Origin of the sequence: Neobacillus jeddahensis (assembly GCF_000612625.1) — a bacterium.
In the GTDB taxonomy this organism is placed as follows: domain Bacteria; phylum Bacillota; class Bacilli; order Bacillales; family Cytobacillaceae; genus Neobacillus; species Neobacillus jeddahensis.
Genome location: NZ_CCAS010000003.1, coordinates 24,265 through 39,386 on the forward strand (window position 1 = coordinate 24,265; position 15,122 = coordinate 39,386).

15 protein-coding genes are annotated in these 15,122 nt (G+C 46.6%); all 15 read left to right on the plus strand.

Translation table 11 applies throughout. From position 1 onward, the window contains the following. Positions 1-328: 328 nt before the first annotated feature. The 15 genes from TY15_RS01880 to TY15_RS01950 all read left to right on the plus strand — a co-directional run bounded on the left by TY15_RS01880 (position 329) and on the right by TY15_RS01950 (position 15,119). On the plus strand, positions 329-1,375 hold the full coding sequence (locus TY15_RS01880) for an XdhC family protein (RefSeq protein WP_040206073.1): 1,047 nt from the start codon (positions 329-331) through the stop codon (positions 1,373-1,375). Continuing rightward, the gene (locus TY15_RS01885; RefSeq protein ID WP_052353680.1) at positions 1,372-2,016 is read left to right on the plus strand and encodes an NTP transferase domain-containing protein; all 645 of its coding nucleotides are present in this window, start codon (positions 1,372-1,374) and stop codon (positions 2,014-2,016) included. Before TY15_RS01880 ends, TY15_RS01885 begins: the two co-directional genes overlap by 4 nt. After that, positions 2,009-2,890 carry an FAD binding domain-containing protein gene (locus TY15_RS01890; protein WP_211199099.1) on the plus strand — a complete coding sequence of 294 codons (882 nt, stop codon included), beginning with the start codon at positions 2,009-2,011 and terminating at the stop codon, positions 2,888-2,890. The genes TY15_RS01885 and TY15_RS01890 overlap by 8 nt, the downstream gene beginning before the upstream one ends. A 17-nt stretch (positions 2,891-2,907) precedes the next feature. Next, the gene (gene pucD, locus TY15_RS01895) at positions 2,908-5,187 is read left to right on the plus strand and encodes a xanthine dehydrogenase subunit D (RefSeq protein ID WP_040206074.1); all 2,280 of its coding nucleotides are present in this window, start codon (positions 2,908-2,910) and stop codon (positions 5,185-5,187) included. Beyond that, positions 5,178-6,212, plus strand: a complete 1,035-nt coding sequence (gene uraD, locus TY15_RS25245) for a 2-oxo-4-hydroxy-4-carboxy-5-ureidoimidazoline decarboxylase (RefSeq protein WP_074432761.1) — start codon at positions 5,178-5,180, stop codon at positions 6,210-6,212. Before pucD ends, uraD begins: the two co-directional genes overlap by 10 nt. A gap of 12 nt (positions 6,213-6,224) precedes the next feature. Further along, positions 6,225-7,178: a factor-independent urate hydroxylase gene (pucL, locus tag TY15_RS01905; protein ID WP_040206076.1), complete on the plus strand. Its 954-nt coding sequence runs from the start codon at positions 6,225-6,227 to the stop codon at positions 7,176-7,178. Further along, entirely contained in the window at positions 7,175-7,528 is a 354-nt protein-coding gene (gene uraH / locus TY15_RS01910; protein WP_040206077.1) for a hydroxyisourate hydrolase, read from the plus strand. The genes pucL and uraH overlap by 4 nt, the downstream gene beginning before the upstream one ends. Positions 7,529-7,535: 7 nt before the next feature. Beyond that, positions 7,536-8,897, plus strand: coding sequence for an allantoinase AllB (gene allB, locus TY15_RS01915; protein ID WP_040206078.1), 1,362 nt, complete (start codon positions 7,536-7,538; stop codon positions 8,895-8,897). 15 nt (positions 8,898-8,912) lie between these two features. Further along, positions 8,913-10,163, plus strand: coding sequence for a Zn-dependent hydrolase (locus TY15_RS01920; RefSeq protein ID WP_040206080.1), 1,251 nt, complete (start codon positions 8,913-8,915; stop codon positions 10,161-10,163). After that, entirely contained in the window at positions 10,160-11,419 is a 1,260-nt protein-coding gene (locus tag TY15_RS01925) for an ArgE/DapE family deacylase (protein ID WP_040206082.1), read from the plus strand. The genes TY15_RS01920 and TY15_RS01925 overlap by 4 nt, the downstream gene beginning before the upstream one ends. After that, positions 11,416-11,718 (plus strand): urease subunit gamma, encoded by a 303-nt coding sequence (locus tag TY15_RS01930; RefSeq protein ID WP_040206083.1) that lies wholly within the window; start codon positions 11,416-11,418, stop codon positions 11,716-11,718. The genes TY15_RS01925 and TY15_RS01930 overlap by 4 nt, the downstream gene beginning before the upstream one ends. 225 nt (positions 11,719-11,943) lie before the next feature. Beyond that, a complete protein-coding gene (locus TY15_RS01935; RefSeq protein WP_040206084.1) occupies positions 11,944-12,273 on the plus strand; it encodes an urease subunit beta in 330 nt (109 codons plus the stop codon). Next, positions 12,270-13,982: an urease subunit alpha gene (ureC, locus tag TY15_RS01940; protein ID WP_040206086.1), complete on the plus strand. Its 1,713-nt coding sequence runs from the start codon at positions 12,270-12,272 to the stop codon at positions 13,980-13,982. Before TY15_RS01935 ends, ureC begins: the two co-directional genes overlap by 4 nt. A gap of 11 nt (positions 13,983-13,993) precedes the next feature. Further along, positions 13,994-14,440 carry an urease accessory protein UreE gene (ureE, locus tag TY15_RS01945; RefSeq protein WP_040206088.1) on the plus strand — a complete coding sequence of 149 codons (447 nt, stop codon included), beginning with the start codon at positions 13,994-13,996 and terminating at the stop codon, positions 14,438-14,440. Further along, positions 14,433-15,119: an urease accessory protein UreF gene (locus TY15_RS01950; protein WP_040206307.1), complete on the plus strand. Its 687-nt coding sequence runs from the start codon at positions 14,433-14,435 to the stop codon at positions 15,117-15,119. The genes ureE and TY15_RS01950 overlap by 8 nt, the downstream gene beginning before the upstream one ends. The last annotated feature ends 3 nt before the right edge of the window (positions 15,120-15,122 follow it).

Below are 15,122 nucleotides of genomic sequence, written 5' to 3' on the forward strand. Positions count from 1 at the left end.
ATCCTGTAAGGGTATCTGACAGACTTTTTTACTAACCCAGTGTAATGTTAATTTCCGCTTCAGGCACGCAAGCTTCAAGTGGGTCTCTTTTAACCGATTATATGGTTGATTTGGAAAAGTAATGAATAAATACCTTGTGAGATTTTATGACATCAATGTAGATGCATATGCGTCAATTAGATAATATAAGGAAAAAGCTGATGACAGAATTTTTAACACGAATTTCCAGTAATCAGTCGTTGTAATGATCCATGTGTCTATACAAAAAAAGTGACCATGTGATTTTTTTTATTAGGAGGTCTATAGTTGTTTAATTAGGGGGTCTTAGATGGACGGGATACATGAGATTTTAGAGGCCATTTATTCATCCTCACAAGGTGATGTTCTGGCCACCATCATTCGAGTAGAAGGGTCAGCTTATCGTAAAGAGGGTACTTCGATGTTGTTTAGGAATGATGGCTCACAAGTTGGCCTGCTAAGTGCAGGCTGTCTGGAGGTCGATTTAGCTTGTAGGATTGAAGAGACCAAGAATCAACGGACAACTCAAACGGTTGTTTATGATATGCGGGAGGAGGAGGACTTGTCATGGGGACAGGGGGCAGGCTGCAATGGCGTGATTAGTGTACTACTTGAACCGATTGATGCCTGTCTTCGTGATCACCTTTGTAAATTAAAGTTTCATCTAGAAGAAGGAAAAAGGGTTACAATGCTGAAAAAAATAACAGAAAATTACAACGTTTCAGATTATTTATTTGTAACTGATGATGGTAATCTATTTGGAAAGTGGCATGGCGGAATATCTGTCCAAGTGAAAAACCTGCTTACCGAGATTCATCAAACCACTCGAAAAAGTGGGCTGCGCTTTTTGACGGAACTGTCTTCACAAGTTTATCTCCATACATTTGAGCCGAAGCCACGGTTAATTGTGTTTGGGGCAGGTGCAGATGCCATTCCTCTGGTAAGGCTTGCCGCTCAGGTTGGTTTTTCCGTAATTGTGTCTGATTGGCGCTCTGCCTTGTGCAATGAACGGTGTTTTCCAGACGCGCATAAGCGAATCGTTGGCCACCCCAGTGACGTGTTGTCAGCCCTTCCATTATCCAATCTAGATTCTGTCATCATCTTAACCCACCATTTCCAAAAAGATAAAGAATTGCTTCATCAATTAAACGGAAAAAATTTGCTTTATTTAGGCGTGCTAGGTTCATCATCAAGAACGAGACGATTACTGGAGGGAAAGGCTATTCCATCCGACGTTAACAGCCCAGTTGGGTTGGCGATTGGAGCGGAAGGACCTGAAGAAATCGCCGTTAGTATTGTGGCGGAACTCATTCAACGGCAACGGACAAAGCGGTCTGCAAAGGTGGTCTGCCATTGAAGGATCACGGCATCATTGCGGTCCTGCTTGCAGCAGGTAAGAGCAGTCGCATGAAGACAAATAAATTGGCCCTCCCTCTTGGTAGGACAACAATTGGCAGTTCCACCCTACAGAATGCCCTTTTGTCAAACCTGGCCCATATTATCGTGGTAACGCGAGCGGAGGATCGCTTACATTGGATAGACTCCACCCTCTTTGAACCAGTCCTGCGAACAAGGTGGAGTACGGTTACCTGTCAGGACGCTGATCAGGGGCAGGCCCATTCACTAAGCTGTGGCGTACTGGCAGCGATAGAACGGAAGCCAAAAGGGATAATGATTCTACTTGGAGATCAACCTTTTTTATCGTTCCAATTGATTAATGACCTAGTGGAGAAATATGAAGCTCGTAGTCTAAAGGAAGGAACGATTCCTTTTCTTGCCGCCAGTTTTCAAGGGATTCCAAGGCCGCCGATTATCTTTGCACCGGAAATGTTTCCGGAATTAGTAGCGTTAAAAGGGGATGAAGGGGCACGCAAGCTTATCCAAACACAAGCATATCCAGAATTAGTGGTGAATTATGAGAATCGCTGTGATTTTTTAGATATGGATACAAAGGAAGAATATGAACAATGGAAAGGAGTTGGCAGCAGTCATGATTAGGCAGGGAGCAACGATGCTGCATTCTCCAACTGTTTGGCTGCCTGATGAGTTGGTTGCAGCTTGGGAATTCAAACAAACCTATGGATCGGAGGCCAGTTTTATTGCTGGCGGGACACTTCTCCAAACGAACTGGGTGAAAAATCACGCGTTTCCGCCTCATTTAATCAGCTTAGCTGGCATCAAAGCATTACACGGAGTGGGAAAAGAGCTCGTTCATGGAGAGACCGTGATCCGGATTGGTGCGTCCACCACGTTACAGGCATGTAGAAAGGAGTCATTATTGGTCCAACAAGCCCCTCTATTGGAAGAAGCAATTCGGACGATTGCAGCCCCCGCTATCCGCAATCGGGCAACCGTCGGTGGCAATGTTGGTGGCAGATTTGGTGACATCATTCCCGCCCTTTTAGCAATGGATGCTTCGCTCGCCCTATTTGATGGTACGGATACACGACTGGTTGCGTTATCTGATTGGATAAAAGATAGTGAGCCCGACCGTGATTCTATTCTTGTCTATGTGACTATTCCAGAAAAAAGTTCAGCTCGAAAAGAGGCGTATTTTTATAGAAAAATAGGTTATCGTGATGCCTTTTCTCCTAGCATTGTGACTATTTCTGGTTATTGTTACGTGAATGAGGAAAAAAAAATCGAAGAAATTCGACTAGCGGTAAGCGGGGGGACGACCCAACCACAGCGGTTGATAAAGAGTGAGCAGAAGTTAATCAGCTCATGCCTTACAACTGAAAAGAAAGCAATTGCCTTTCAATCGATAACGGCAGAATTTGCGGCAGCAACCGACTCATTTACGACAGCCGAGTATAAGAAAACGGTCGCCGCCAACTTAATCATTTCCGAACTAATGAGATTAGCCGGTTAACGGAGGGAGAAATCCAAATGAACATACCAGGTCAGAAAAAGAAGATCCGTCCTGACGGGCCAGATAAAGTAACCGGCAATCTAAAATACCTCACCGATTTAACATTTCCCAACATGCTATATGGAAAAATAGTAAGAAGTGCGTTACCACATGCCGAGATTTTATCCATTTCCACAGATGAAGCAGTCAAGCTCCCAGGGGTCCAGGCCGTCGTTACGTATCAAGATGTCCCTGGATTCAATGGTTTTGGAATTATTTTTCCAGATCAGCCGGTTTTGTGTAAAAATCGAGTCCGGTATCTCGGTGATGCTCTCGCTGCAGTGGCGGCGGATACAGAGGAAATAGCTGAGCAAGCACTCCAATTGATTAAAGTGGACTATAAGCCGCTGCCAGTGGTGGATTGCCCTGAAGATGCATTACGGCCTAATGCTCCACGGCTCCATCCAGATGGGAATATCCTCCACCATGCTCATTACCAAAAAGGAGAGGTAGATCAAAGCTTTCAGGATTGTTCAGTAATCGTGGAAGAAACCTATGAGCTGCCTAGGCAAATGCATGCCTATATGGAAACAGAGGGTGGCGTGATTGTCCCAGAACCGAATGGAAAATTGACGGTATATGTTGGAACCCAGCATGGCTTTAAAGATCGGTTTCAATTAGCAAGAATATTGAATATGCCTGAGACAGATATTCGGGTGGTTTCAAGTCCAATGGGGGGCTCGTTTGGCGGAAAGGATGAACTAAATATTCAGCCATATGGTGCTTTACTGGCCTTGGCAACAAACCGTCCAGTGAAGATTCACCAGAGTAGACAGGAATCGGTGAGAGCTGGACTTAAGCGCCATCCCATGAAGATTACCATGAAAACAGGGGTGGATAAGCAGGGAAATCTACGCGCCCATAAGGTAAAAATCATCGCCGATACGGGGGCATATGCGACATTAGGGCCTGCCGTGTTAGATTTTGCAGTCGAGCATGCACCAGGGCCATACATGATTCCACATATTGAAATCGAGGGATTCTCTGTTTTTACCAACAATGGGGTAGCCGGTGAATTTAGAGGCTTTGGGGGCAATCAAATCACCTTTGCACTGGAAGGGCAAATGGATCGACTTGCTGAAAAGCTACAAATTGACCCGATTGAATTTCGCCAGAAAAACCTTCGCAAGGCAAACGACCCTGGTCCCTTGGGACAAAGGATTGCCCCAACAAATGGAGCGCTGGAGGTTCTTCAAGCGATTAAACAATCCCATTCTGAAGAAGCATTAGTGTGGAAGGCAGCGCCGACTGAAAAATGGAAAAAGCGGGGTACCGGTATTGCAGTGACGATGCATGGCGGCGGGCTTGGGGTCGACCGGGTCGATCCGGCAGGGGGGCGTCTCTCTTTTTCAAAGGAGGGGAAAATTGAAGTCGCCTTTGGCTTTGAGGAATGCGGCCAAGGACTATTAGGGGTTATTGAAGCCCTAGTCATGAAGGAATTTGCCTGCGAAGCGAGCGATATCCGAATGGTCATAGGCGATACCGCGTTAGTGCCTGTCAGTGGCTCTTCAACCGCTTCAAGAGCCACCAGCATGGTGTGGCATGCCTTAGAAAGAATGAAAGATTCGTTTCGCACACAGCTGTTTGAACTCACACAACTCGTTACAGGGATATCTGCAGATCAATTAGAAATGGGGCCGGGAGGGATTTGGCGGAGGGGGGAAGCAACTACCTCTACACTGTGTGTTTCCTTTTCGGAACTGGCGGAGAAAATGCCGAATGGACGGTCCATTCATGTTCATACCTCATTTAACTTTCCGACTAGTCCTGATGCAACCGTAGGGGGAAGTCACTTTTTATATGCCTTTGCCGCAGTCATGGCCCACGTGGAAGTCGATTTGTTGACTGGAAAGGTAAAGGTATGCGCGCTTGACCAGGCTGTTGCTGCCGGTCCTGTTGTCACGCCATTAGGATACCGAGGTCAGATTGAAGGGGGAGGAGTGATGGCCTTGGGGTATACGTTGATGGAAGAAGCAAAGATGGAGGAGGGAATCTATCTAACAGATAATTTTGATAGTTACTGGATCCCCACGATTTGCGATGTTCCCTATCAGATGAATGTTGAAGCGATCGAAAAGCTGATTGAGGGCGATCCATTTGGGCCAAGAGGGGTTGGCGAGATTGGGACAGTGGCTGTTGCTCCGGCCATTGCTAGAGCGATCTATGATGCGACAGGCTGCTGGGTGAAAAAATTGCCAGTATCTCCTGAATTCCTCTTAAAATCTATCAGTTTGGGAGAGATGAAACCATGGATGTAAACAACAGAGCTGATCATCCAGAACCATTACCGCTGGCAGATAAAATGGACCTTATGCTGACGGTTAATGGTGTCCCACGCAAATTGAAGGTAGCTCCAGCAGCGAGGCTTGTTGATATTTTACGAGAGGATTTAAGGCTGACTGGTACGAAAATATCGTGTGAACTTGGCCGCTGTGGGGCGTGTGCCGTCGAGGTGAATGGGGAATTAGTTAATTCCTGTTTACTGATGGCTTATCAGGCCAGCGATGCCTCCATACAAACAATCGAGGGTGTAATGGAGGATGAAGTCTATCATCCGATTCAACAGGCATTTTTAGAAGAGGGCGGGTTTCAATGTGGCTATTGTACTCCAGGGATGGTGATGGCAGTCAAGGCGCTGTTGACTGACTACCCCAACCCCACAGTCGAACAGATCCAAGAAGGCCTTTCGGGGAATCTATGCAGATGTACCGGATATGGCGGAATTTTTCGCGCTGTTGAAAAAGCAATGACTAGTTTACAGGATAAGCAGATTGACAATCCCCGCTTCGTATTAACGATTCAACAGGTCAATCAAATGGAGAAGGAGCTATTTGTCGACTCCTTCGGCGGGGTATTTGAGCATTCCCCATGGGTGGCGGAAAAGGCGTGGGAATGTCTGCCGTTTCAATCACGTAAGGAACTCTTACAATCGATGAAAACCGTTGTGGAAGCAGCTGATGAATCGTTACGATTGCATCTTTTGCGTGCCCATCCCGATCTTGGATCAAGGTTAGCGATGTCCGAGGCTTCAAAAAAGGAGCAGGCAGGGGTAGGACTTCATCAGTTATCGATGGAGGAATATTCCACGTTTATCGCGCTTAATCAGCGTTATGTTGAAACATTCGGTTTCCCCTTTATCATCGCTGTAAAGGAACAAACCAAAGAGACGATTCTTGCTGCCATGAAGGAGCGTGTGGAGTATCCGTACGAGGATGAATGTGTGACAGCGGTAAATGAGGTATATAAAATCGCCGGATTTCGTTTACAGGATTTAATCGACTAAGGAGATGAGGAAATGAAGAGAACGATGTGCTATGGAAAAGAAGCGGTGTGGGTGTATCGGACATATGCCAAACCGCTTACAGAGGTGCGGGCCATCCCGGAATCACCCTTTACTGGTCGAGGAAATATTCTGTTTGGCATGAATGTGAAGGTAGCGGTGGAGGGAGAGGCTTTTTTGCCTTCTTTTAAAGAGGGGGATAACACCTTAGTGGTCGCCACAGATTCGATGAAGAATTTTATCCTCAAACATGCTGGTGACTACGAAGGTGCCACACAGGAGGGTTTTCTCGAATTTGTCGGCCGCCGCTTCCTTGAAACGTATCCACAAATGACGGGGGTTACGATTTCTGGTGAACAAATCCCCTTCGACGAGCTTCCTGTCCCAGAAAAAGACGGCTTTAAACCGAGTCCACTCGTTTTTCGCTACTCCTTAAATGAGCAGCCATGTGCTTCGATTGATGTGAAGCGGACAGACGATGGGATTGAGACAACCGATCACTTAAGCAGTTTAAAGGGATTGAAGTTGATTAAGGTACGGGGCAGTTCGTTCTTTGGCTATGTAAAGGACGAATATACGACACTGCCAGAATCCTATGACAGACCGCTATTTATCTTTTTAAATATGGAATGGCGCTATAACGATTTGGAGGCAGCACGAGGGAATTTAGCGGAGGGGTATGTGGCAGCCGAGCAGGTCCGCGATATTGCCTATACCGTCTTTCATGAGGCGAACTCGCCGTCCATTCAAAATCTGATTTATCGTATTGGTCAGCGGATTCTTTCTCGTTTTCCGCAATTACTGGAGGTCCGCTTTGAATCGAATAACCGCACCTGGGAAACGATCCTGGATGAAATCCCAGCCTCTACCGACGGAAAAGTGTTCACCGAACCACGTCCACCGTTTGGCTTTCAACGGTTTTCGATGACGCGGGAGGACCTTGAGCAAGCCGAGGATTCGGGCCAATGACGGGAAGACTAACGACACATGTACTGGATCTAAGCATGGGCAGGCCTGCCAGTGGTGTGTTAGTGGAGCTTTGGCAGGTGGAGTCAGAGCCCCAATTTGTCAAGGACAGCTATACAAATAAAGATGGCAGACTTACTGAGCCACTACTAGAGGGCGATAGCTTGAAACAAGGAATCTATGAAATTCGTTTTCATGTGGGCGATTATTTCCGTAAGCTTGGCACGATCCACTCTGAGCCAGCCTTTCTTGATTGTGTTCCCGTTCGTTTCGGAGTGTCCGAACGAGAATCTCATTACCACATCCCGCTGCTGATTTCACCAGGTGGCTACAGTACGTATCGAGGGAGCTGAGGAGCATATGACCAAGGTACTTTGGATCAAAAAAGGACTTGTGTTTATCGATGATCGTTTTCAAGAAGTCGATATCAAAATAATCGATGGGAAGATTGACTCTCTCCACCCGAGTGTAGCAGTACCGCTTCAAGAGAAGGCAGCCACTACCATTGATGCCAGTGGCTGTCTCGTGGTTCCAGGCTTTATCGATGCCCATGTCCATTTTAATGATCCAGGTCGAACCGATTGGGAGGGCATGGAGACCGGCAGCAGGGCAGCGGCGAAGGGCGGGACAACAACCATCTTTGATATGCCACTTAACAGTTCACCCTCGGTCACAAACGTGACAACTTTACGCGAAAAAAAGGAGTACTTATCTTCATTGGCGTCTGTCGATTATGCCCTCTGGGGTGGAATAACCGAAACGAATCTCACAAATCACTCAGAATTAGAAGAAATGAGTTCAGGGATTATTGCTTGGAAGGCGTTTATGAGTGAGAGTGGGATTGCCGATTTTCCGTTTGTTTCTCCGGGGGGATTGGAACAAGCGATGCAAACGGCAAAGGATCACCATAAGATCCTCGCTCTCCATGCGGAATGGGAGGAGGAGATTGCTAGATTAACAGTCCAGTATCAGACCGCAAAAGGGAGTGAGGGACGCCAAGCCTTTTTAGCCAGTCGGCCCATTTCCGCGGAAGAAAAGGCAGTAAGCCATGGTTTGGAGCTTGCGGCTAAGTATGGAACAGCAGTTCACTTTGTTCATATTAGCTCAGCGAGGATAATTGGTCTGATTGATCAAGCAAAAAAAAGTGGTGTTAACGTAACGGTAGAAACATGTCCGCATTACTTACTATTTGATGAGATTGATTTTCTTGAAAAGGGCGCTTTGCTAAAGTGCTGCCCACCGCTTAGGCCACGATCTGAGGTGGAGGGATTATGGGATTGTCTAAAGAATGGGTTGATTGACACGATTGGGTCCGACCATTCTCCTTGCTTGTATTCGATGAAATTGACTCCGTCAATCTGGGAGGCATGGGGCGGCATCCAAGGCGTGCAATTTACTTGGCTTGCTCTCATTGATGAGGCTCTGAGGCGGAATATCCAACTGAGCGAGATTGTGCCATTAGGGACAGCCCGTGTGGCCGATCGCTTTGGTATTGCCGACAGAAAAGGGAGACTTCTTCCAGGGTTAGATGCTGATGTGGTCCTCATCCGTTTAGATGAAACAACACTGGCCACAAAAGAATCGTTTGCTTTTCGCAATCAGTATTCACCCTATGAAAACAAGGAGTTTTTACTAAGGGTCAAGAAGACGATTTTACGGGGGAACGTAATTTTTGATGATGAAGAAAATAGAATCATAGAGAAATACGGTCGAGAATTGTAAGAAGGAGGGGCAACGATGGGCGGGTTTCCGACTACGATCGGTGAAGCGATTGAGTGGCTCAGTGCATATGGAGGAGAAGCAGATGGCGGAGTTACGCGTACCCTCTATTCCAAGCCATGGCAGGAGGCACAGCATGCGTTGAAAGAATGGATGGAACAGCTTGGCTTAGCGGTCAAATTTGATGCAATTGGTAACTTATTTGGCAGATTAGTAGCACGTGATGCCCATGCCCCGACAATCCTCATCGGATCCCATGTCGATACCGTAAAATCAGGAGGGAAGTATGACGGAGCATATGGAGTACTTGCGGCCATCTTAGCAATCGACCAGCTTAACCAAAAAGACGGGCAGCCTGATGTAAACCTGGAGGTGGTCTCCTTTTGTGAAGAGGAGGGAAGTCGCTTTCCCCTTGCTTGCTGGGGTTCTGGGATGATAACGGGCGTGTATTCCTTTCAAAATATCGTGGGTGTAAACGATTCGGACGGGATCACGTTTGCGGATGCGATGACGCAAGCTGGCTTTGGTACCACCCATCCAGCTGAGGTGCGACGGAAGGATATCGATACCTTTCTTGAATTACATATTGAACAAGGTCCGAGTTTGGAGAAACAGGGGAAATCTATTGGGGTGGTCCAGACGATTGTTGGACAGAAACGGTACCGGATCATGATTAAAGGGGAGTCCAATCATGCAGGTACGACCATGATGAAGTGGCGGAGAGATCCGTTACATGGAGCTGTTTCCATGATAGAGGCCCTATATGAAATGGCGAAGGAGTTCGACGAAGATCTCGTCACGACAGTCGGCCAGGTCAGTGTCGAGCCGAATGTGCCAAACGTAATCCCAAGTCAAGTGGTGTTTACAGTGGATGTCAGGCATCCAACTGAATCAGTGTTAGTTTCTTTTTGTGAAGGGATTTCTCGACGATTTCGCGAAATCTCTACACAGAGGGAGTTGGATTATGAAATGGAGCTATGGCATGAGGTTGCACCAGTCCAAATGGATCGAAATCTTAATGAGGTTATTCAAACGATATGCACCAATCACCATCTTCCTTATCAGCTAATGAATAGTGGGGCAGGGCATGATGCCCAGCTGTTTGCACCGATTTGTCCCACAACCATCGTGTTTGTTCCAAGTCAAGCGGGTATTAGTCACTCACCCTTAGAATTTACATCATCCAAAGACTTAGAAGCAGGCTTATGTGTTCTAACCGAATTAGTAAAGCAGTTGGCCTACAAGAAACAAGGAGGAGTGGTTTTATGAATCAAGATAAGGAAAAACTGATCAAGTGGATTGAGGAACATGAAACAGATTTAATCCGTTTTTTAAAAAAGATCGTGCAAACACCTTCCGATAATCCCGGTGGAGATTGCCTGCCGATTGCAACGAAGTTACATCAAGAACTTGACGAACTTGGCTTCGACGATGTTTCTTTAGTACCAGTAGTTGAGGCCGATGTAAAGGCCGTCGGAATGATGAGTGTAGCAAACGTGGTCGGCAGGAATAAATTTGGAGATGGGCAGGGCCCAAGCATTGTCTTAAATGCCCATGGTGATGTCGTCCCACCCGGCTTGGGCTGGAGTGTCGATCCATACGGTGGTGAAATAATCGATGGAAAAATGTATGGCCGTGGCGTAGCGGTGTCAAAATCTGATATAGCTGCCTATTCCTATGCTGTTTTAGCTTTAAAACAGGCACAGGTTCAGCTCACGCTAAAAGGGACTGTTGACCTCGCCTTTACCTTTGACGAAGAAACAGGCGGTGAAATTGGACCAAAATGGCTGCTAGATAAAGGAATCGTTAAGCCGGATCTCGCGATTGCGGCCGGATTTACGTATGCTGCGGTTAATGCCCACAATGGCTGTTTACATTTTGAAATCAAAACAACTGGAAAATCGGCCCATGCCGCCTTACCGCATACGGGAATTGATGCGATAGAAGCGACGACCGATATTTTACAGGCATTATATACCTATCGAAAGACACTCGCGGTTAAAAAATCCGCTGTTCCTGGTATTGATCACCCTACATTGGTGGTGGGGCTCATTTCGGGGGGGATTAATACCAATGTGGTTCCTGATGAATGTACAATCAGGATTGACCGCCGCCTGATTCCAGCTGAAGACGCGGTGCTCGCGGAAGCAGAGTTATATAAGGTGGTCAACGAAGCAGTCGCCCATATTGAGGGTCTAAAGGTGGATATCACGAAGATTCTCCATGCCGATAGCTTCGGACCTGTGCCTGAGGATGCCCCGCTTATTGCCACGTTGGCGGCAAATTGGAAGGCACTAATGCATGGGAAGGGAGAGCTGTCGATTAACGGTGTTCCGATCTATGCTGATGCGCGCCACTTTTATGCAGCCGGAATTCCGACGATTATGTTTGGGGTTGGCCCTAGGCTGTTAGAGGAAGCGAATGGACATCGGGCCGATGAACATATTCGCCTGGAAGATTTACTCGATGCAACAAAAATTATTGCCTGTACCTTATATGACTTATTGGCAGGTAAGCCAGAATGAAATTGACGCAGCGAGAACAGGAAAAGCTCCTAATTGTAGTTGCTGCTGATTTGGCCAGGCGCCGCAAGGATCGAGGCTTGAAACTAAATTATCCAGAGGCAATCGCCCTGATTACGTACGAGATTATGGAAGGGGCCAGAGATGGGAGATCGGTGGCGGAATTAATGAGCGAAGGGACGAAGATTTTGACAAGTGAGGATGTGATGGAGGGAATTCCGGAGATGATTCACGATATCCAAGTCGAGGCCACCTTTCCTGACGGCACCAAACTCGTAACCGTTCATGAGCCCATTCGATAGATTGCTATTTTTAAAGGGGTAATTTTTATAAAAATGGAGTAATTCTACAAAAAGGGTTATTCTACAAAACTATAGAAGAATTCTACAAAAATAAGGGTTAATTCTACAAAATTGAAGAGGAATTCTACAAAAATAAGATTTATTCTACAAAAAATCCAAATAATTAAACAAAATATGTAAAAATTACCCAATTGTTTAAATCCATCAAAATAGGAGCTGAAAGGAATGATTCCTGGTGAATATCGATTACGACAAGATCCAATTGTTTGTAATCAAGGAAGGCCCACGTCAAAGGTACTGGTCCTCAATAAAGGGGACCGCCCCATTCAAGTAGGGTCCCATTTTCATTTTTATGAGGTAAATCGTGCGCTTAGTTTTGAACGGGGCGAGGCGTTTGGCAAACATCTCAATATTCCGGCTGGCACCGCTGTCCGGTTTGAACCAGGTGATGCCAAGGAGGTCGAGCTCGTCCCCTTTGCTGGCAGGCGCGAGGTTTATGGACTGAACAATCAAACTGACGGCAGATTAGATGCAGTAGAGGAGGACAAATCATGAGTTTTCGTATGTCGAGAAAGCAATATGCCGACATGTTTGGTCCGACCACTGGCGACGCCATTCGCCTCGCAGATACCGATTTATTTATCGAAATCGAAAAGGATTTTACCGTTTATGGAGATGAAGTCAAATTTGGCGGGGGGAAGGTGATCCGGGATGGAATGGGGCAGCATCCGCTGGCAACCCGAGCTGACGGAGCACTGGATGCAGTGATTACCAATGCCATCATTGTGGATTATTGCGGAATCTACAAAGCGGATATCGGCATTCGTGATGGCCGAATCGTTGGGATTGGCAAAGCGGGTAATCCCTTATTAATGGAGGGAGTCGATATGGTCATCGGGGCTAGCACAGAGGTGTTAGCTGGTGAAGGCATGATTGTTACCGCCGGAGGCATTGATGCCCATATCCACTTTATCAGTCCGCAGCAAATCGAAACCGCGTTAGCCTCAGGTATTACCACAATGATTGGCGGCGGCACAGGTCCAGCGACAGGAACCAATGCGACCACCTGTACCCCTGGGGAATGGAATATTCATCGTATGCTGGAAGCAGCTGAAGAATTTCCGATGAATCTTGGTTTTTTAGGCAAAGGAAATGCCTCTGCGGAAGAACCGTTAATTGAACAAATCGAGGCTGGAGTAATCGGGCTTAAGCTTCACGAAGATTGGGGCACGACTGCTTCGGCGATTGATCACAGCCTAAGGGTCGCGGACCAATACGATGTGCAAGTCGCGATTCATACCGATACCTTAAATGAAGGTGGCTTTGTCGAGGATACGTTGGCAGCGATCAATGGCAGGGTGATCCACACCTATCATACGGAGGGAGCCGGAGGTGGACATGCACCCGATATTATTAAAGTCGCGAGCTATCCCTATATTTTGCCTTCGTCCACCAATCCCACCCGTCCCTATACAAAAAATACATTAGATGAACACCTTGACATGTTGATGGTTTGTCACCACTTAGACCCGGAAGTACCAGAAGACATTGCCTTTGCTGATTCCCGGATCCGTAAAGAAACAATTGCAGCAGAGGATATTCTTCATGATATCGGCGTGTTTAGCATGATTAGCTCCGATTCGCAAGCAATGGGCCGGGTCGGCGAGGTGATTACAAGGACTTGGCAAACCGCTGATAAAATGCGAAAGCAACGTGGCAAGCTTTCCGAGGATAAGGGGGTCGGTGACAATTACCGAGTCAAGCGTTATATTGCCAAATACACCATTAATCCCGCCATTACGCATGGGATTGTAGAGGAGGTTGGTTCAATCGAGGTCGGGAAGCTAGCGGACCTCGTAATCTGGGATCCCGCCTTTTTTGGGGTGAAGCCGGAGATGGTCATCAAGGGGGGAATGATTGCCCACAGCTTAATGGGCGACCCGAATGCCTCGATTCCGACACCACAGCCGGTCTTATACCGTCCTATGTTTGCTTCATATGGAAAGGCTAAATATTCCACCGCGATTACGTTCCTGTCCAAGGCGGCAATTGAGCTCGGTGTCCCGGAAAAGCTAGGGTTAAGAAAACAAATTAAACCGGTGCAAGGAATCCGTCAACTGCGTAAACAGGATATGAAGCTCAATGGTGAAATGCCAAAAATCGAAGTGGATCCGCAAACCTATGAAGTACTCGTGGATGGAGAACTTATTACCTGTGAACCTGCAGAGGTATTACCGATGGCCCAGCGCTATTTCTTATTTTAGGGGGAACCAAAGTGATTATTGAAAAAATCGTTGGCAATGTCGATGAAATTTCCACATCTGGCCGCCACATTGAACGAGTGTATGTATCAAGTGACGACCTGGTGAAACGGATTCAACGGGTGACTACAGACCATGGAAAAGAACTAGGTATTCGCTTAAAGGAACCGAGAGATCTCATTGATGGAGATATCTTATATATGGATGAGCGAAATATGATTGTGATTAGTGTGACGAGTGATGACCTGCTCGTAATTCATCCAACAACCATGATGCAAATGGGCGAGATTGCCCATCAATTGGGGAATCGCCATTTGCCAGCACAATTTGAAGGAAAGGTCATGCTGGTGCAATACGATTACCTTGTTCAAGAGTTACTCGAACAGCTTGAGGTTCCTTTTTCCAGAGAGGAGAGAAAAGTGAAACGGGCATTCCGGCATATTGGACATTCCCATGAATAATCAGCTCCTCACCTTATTGCAGATTGGGGATTCCAACTTTCCATCAGGTGCCTTTTCCCATTCCTTTGGGTTAGAGACCTATATTCAGGATGGAACGGTTCACAATCAGGAAACTTTTTTTCATTGGTTAAGAATTTACTTGGAAAAACAGCTAGTCTATACCGATGGGCTCGCCTTTCGCCTTACATTTGACCATTTAGCAGACAATCATTTGACTGAAATCTGGCAGCTTGATCAAACATTATACGTGCAAAATTTGCCAATCGAAACCCGTCAGGCAAACCGACGAATTGGTGAAAGGTTTATCAAAATGGGAATCGACCTCTATTCGATTCCTTTATTAGAGCAGTATTTAGCCAAGATCCGCGAAGGTGAAGCTTATGGTCACCCTGCGATTGTCTTTGCGATGATTAGTGATGATTTAAAAATAGACCGGGACGAGGCGATGGTCACCTTTTTGTACTCGACAATCACTTCGCTTGTTCAGAATGGTGTACGCGGCATCCCACTTGGACAAACGGCCGGTCAAAGAATGCTAGTAGAAATTCAGCCCTATGTCTGGAAGGCAATGGAACGAATTAAATGCCTGGAGAGAGAAGACTTTGGAGCGGTGGCTCCAGGGTTGGAAATTGCACAAATGCGGCACGAGCGGCTTCATGTTCGCTTATTTATGTCGTAAATG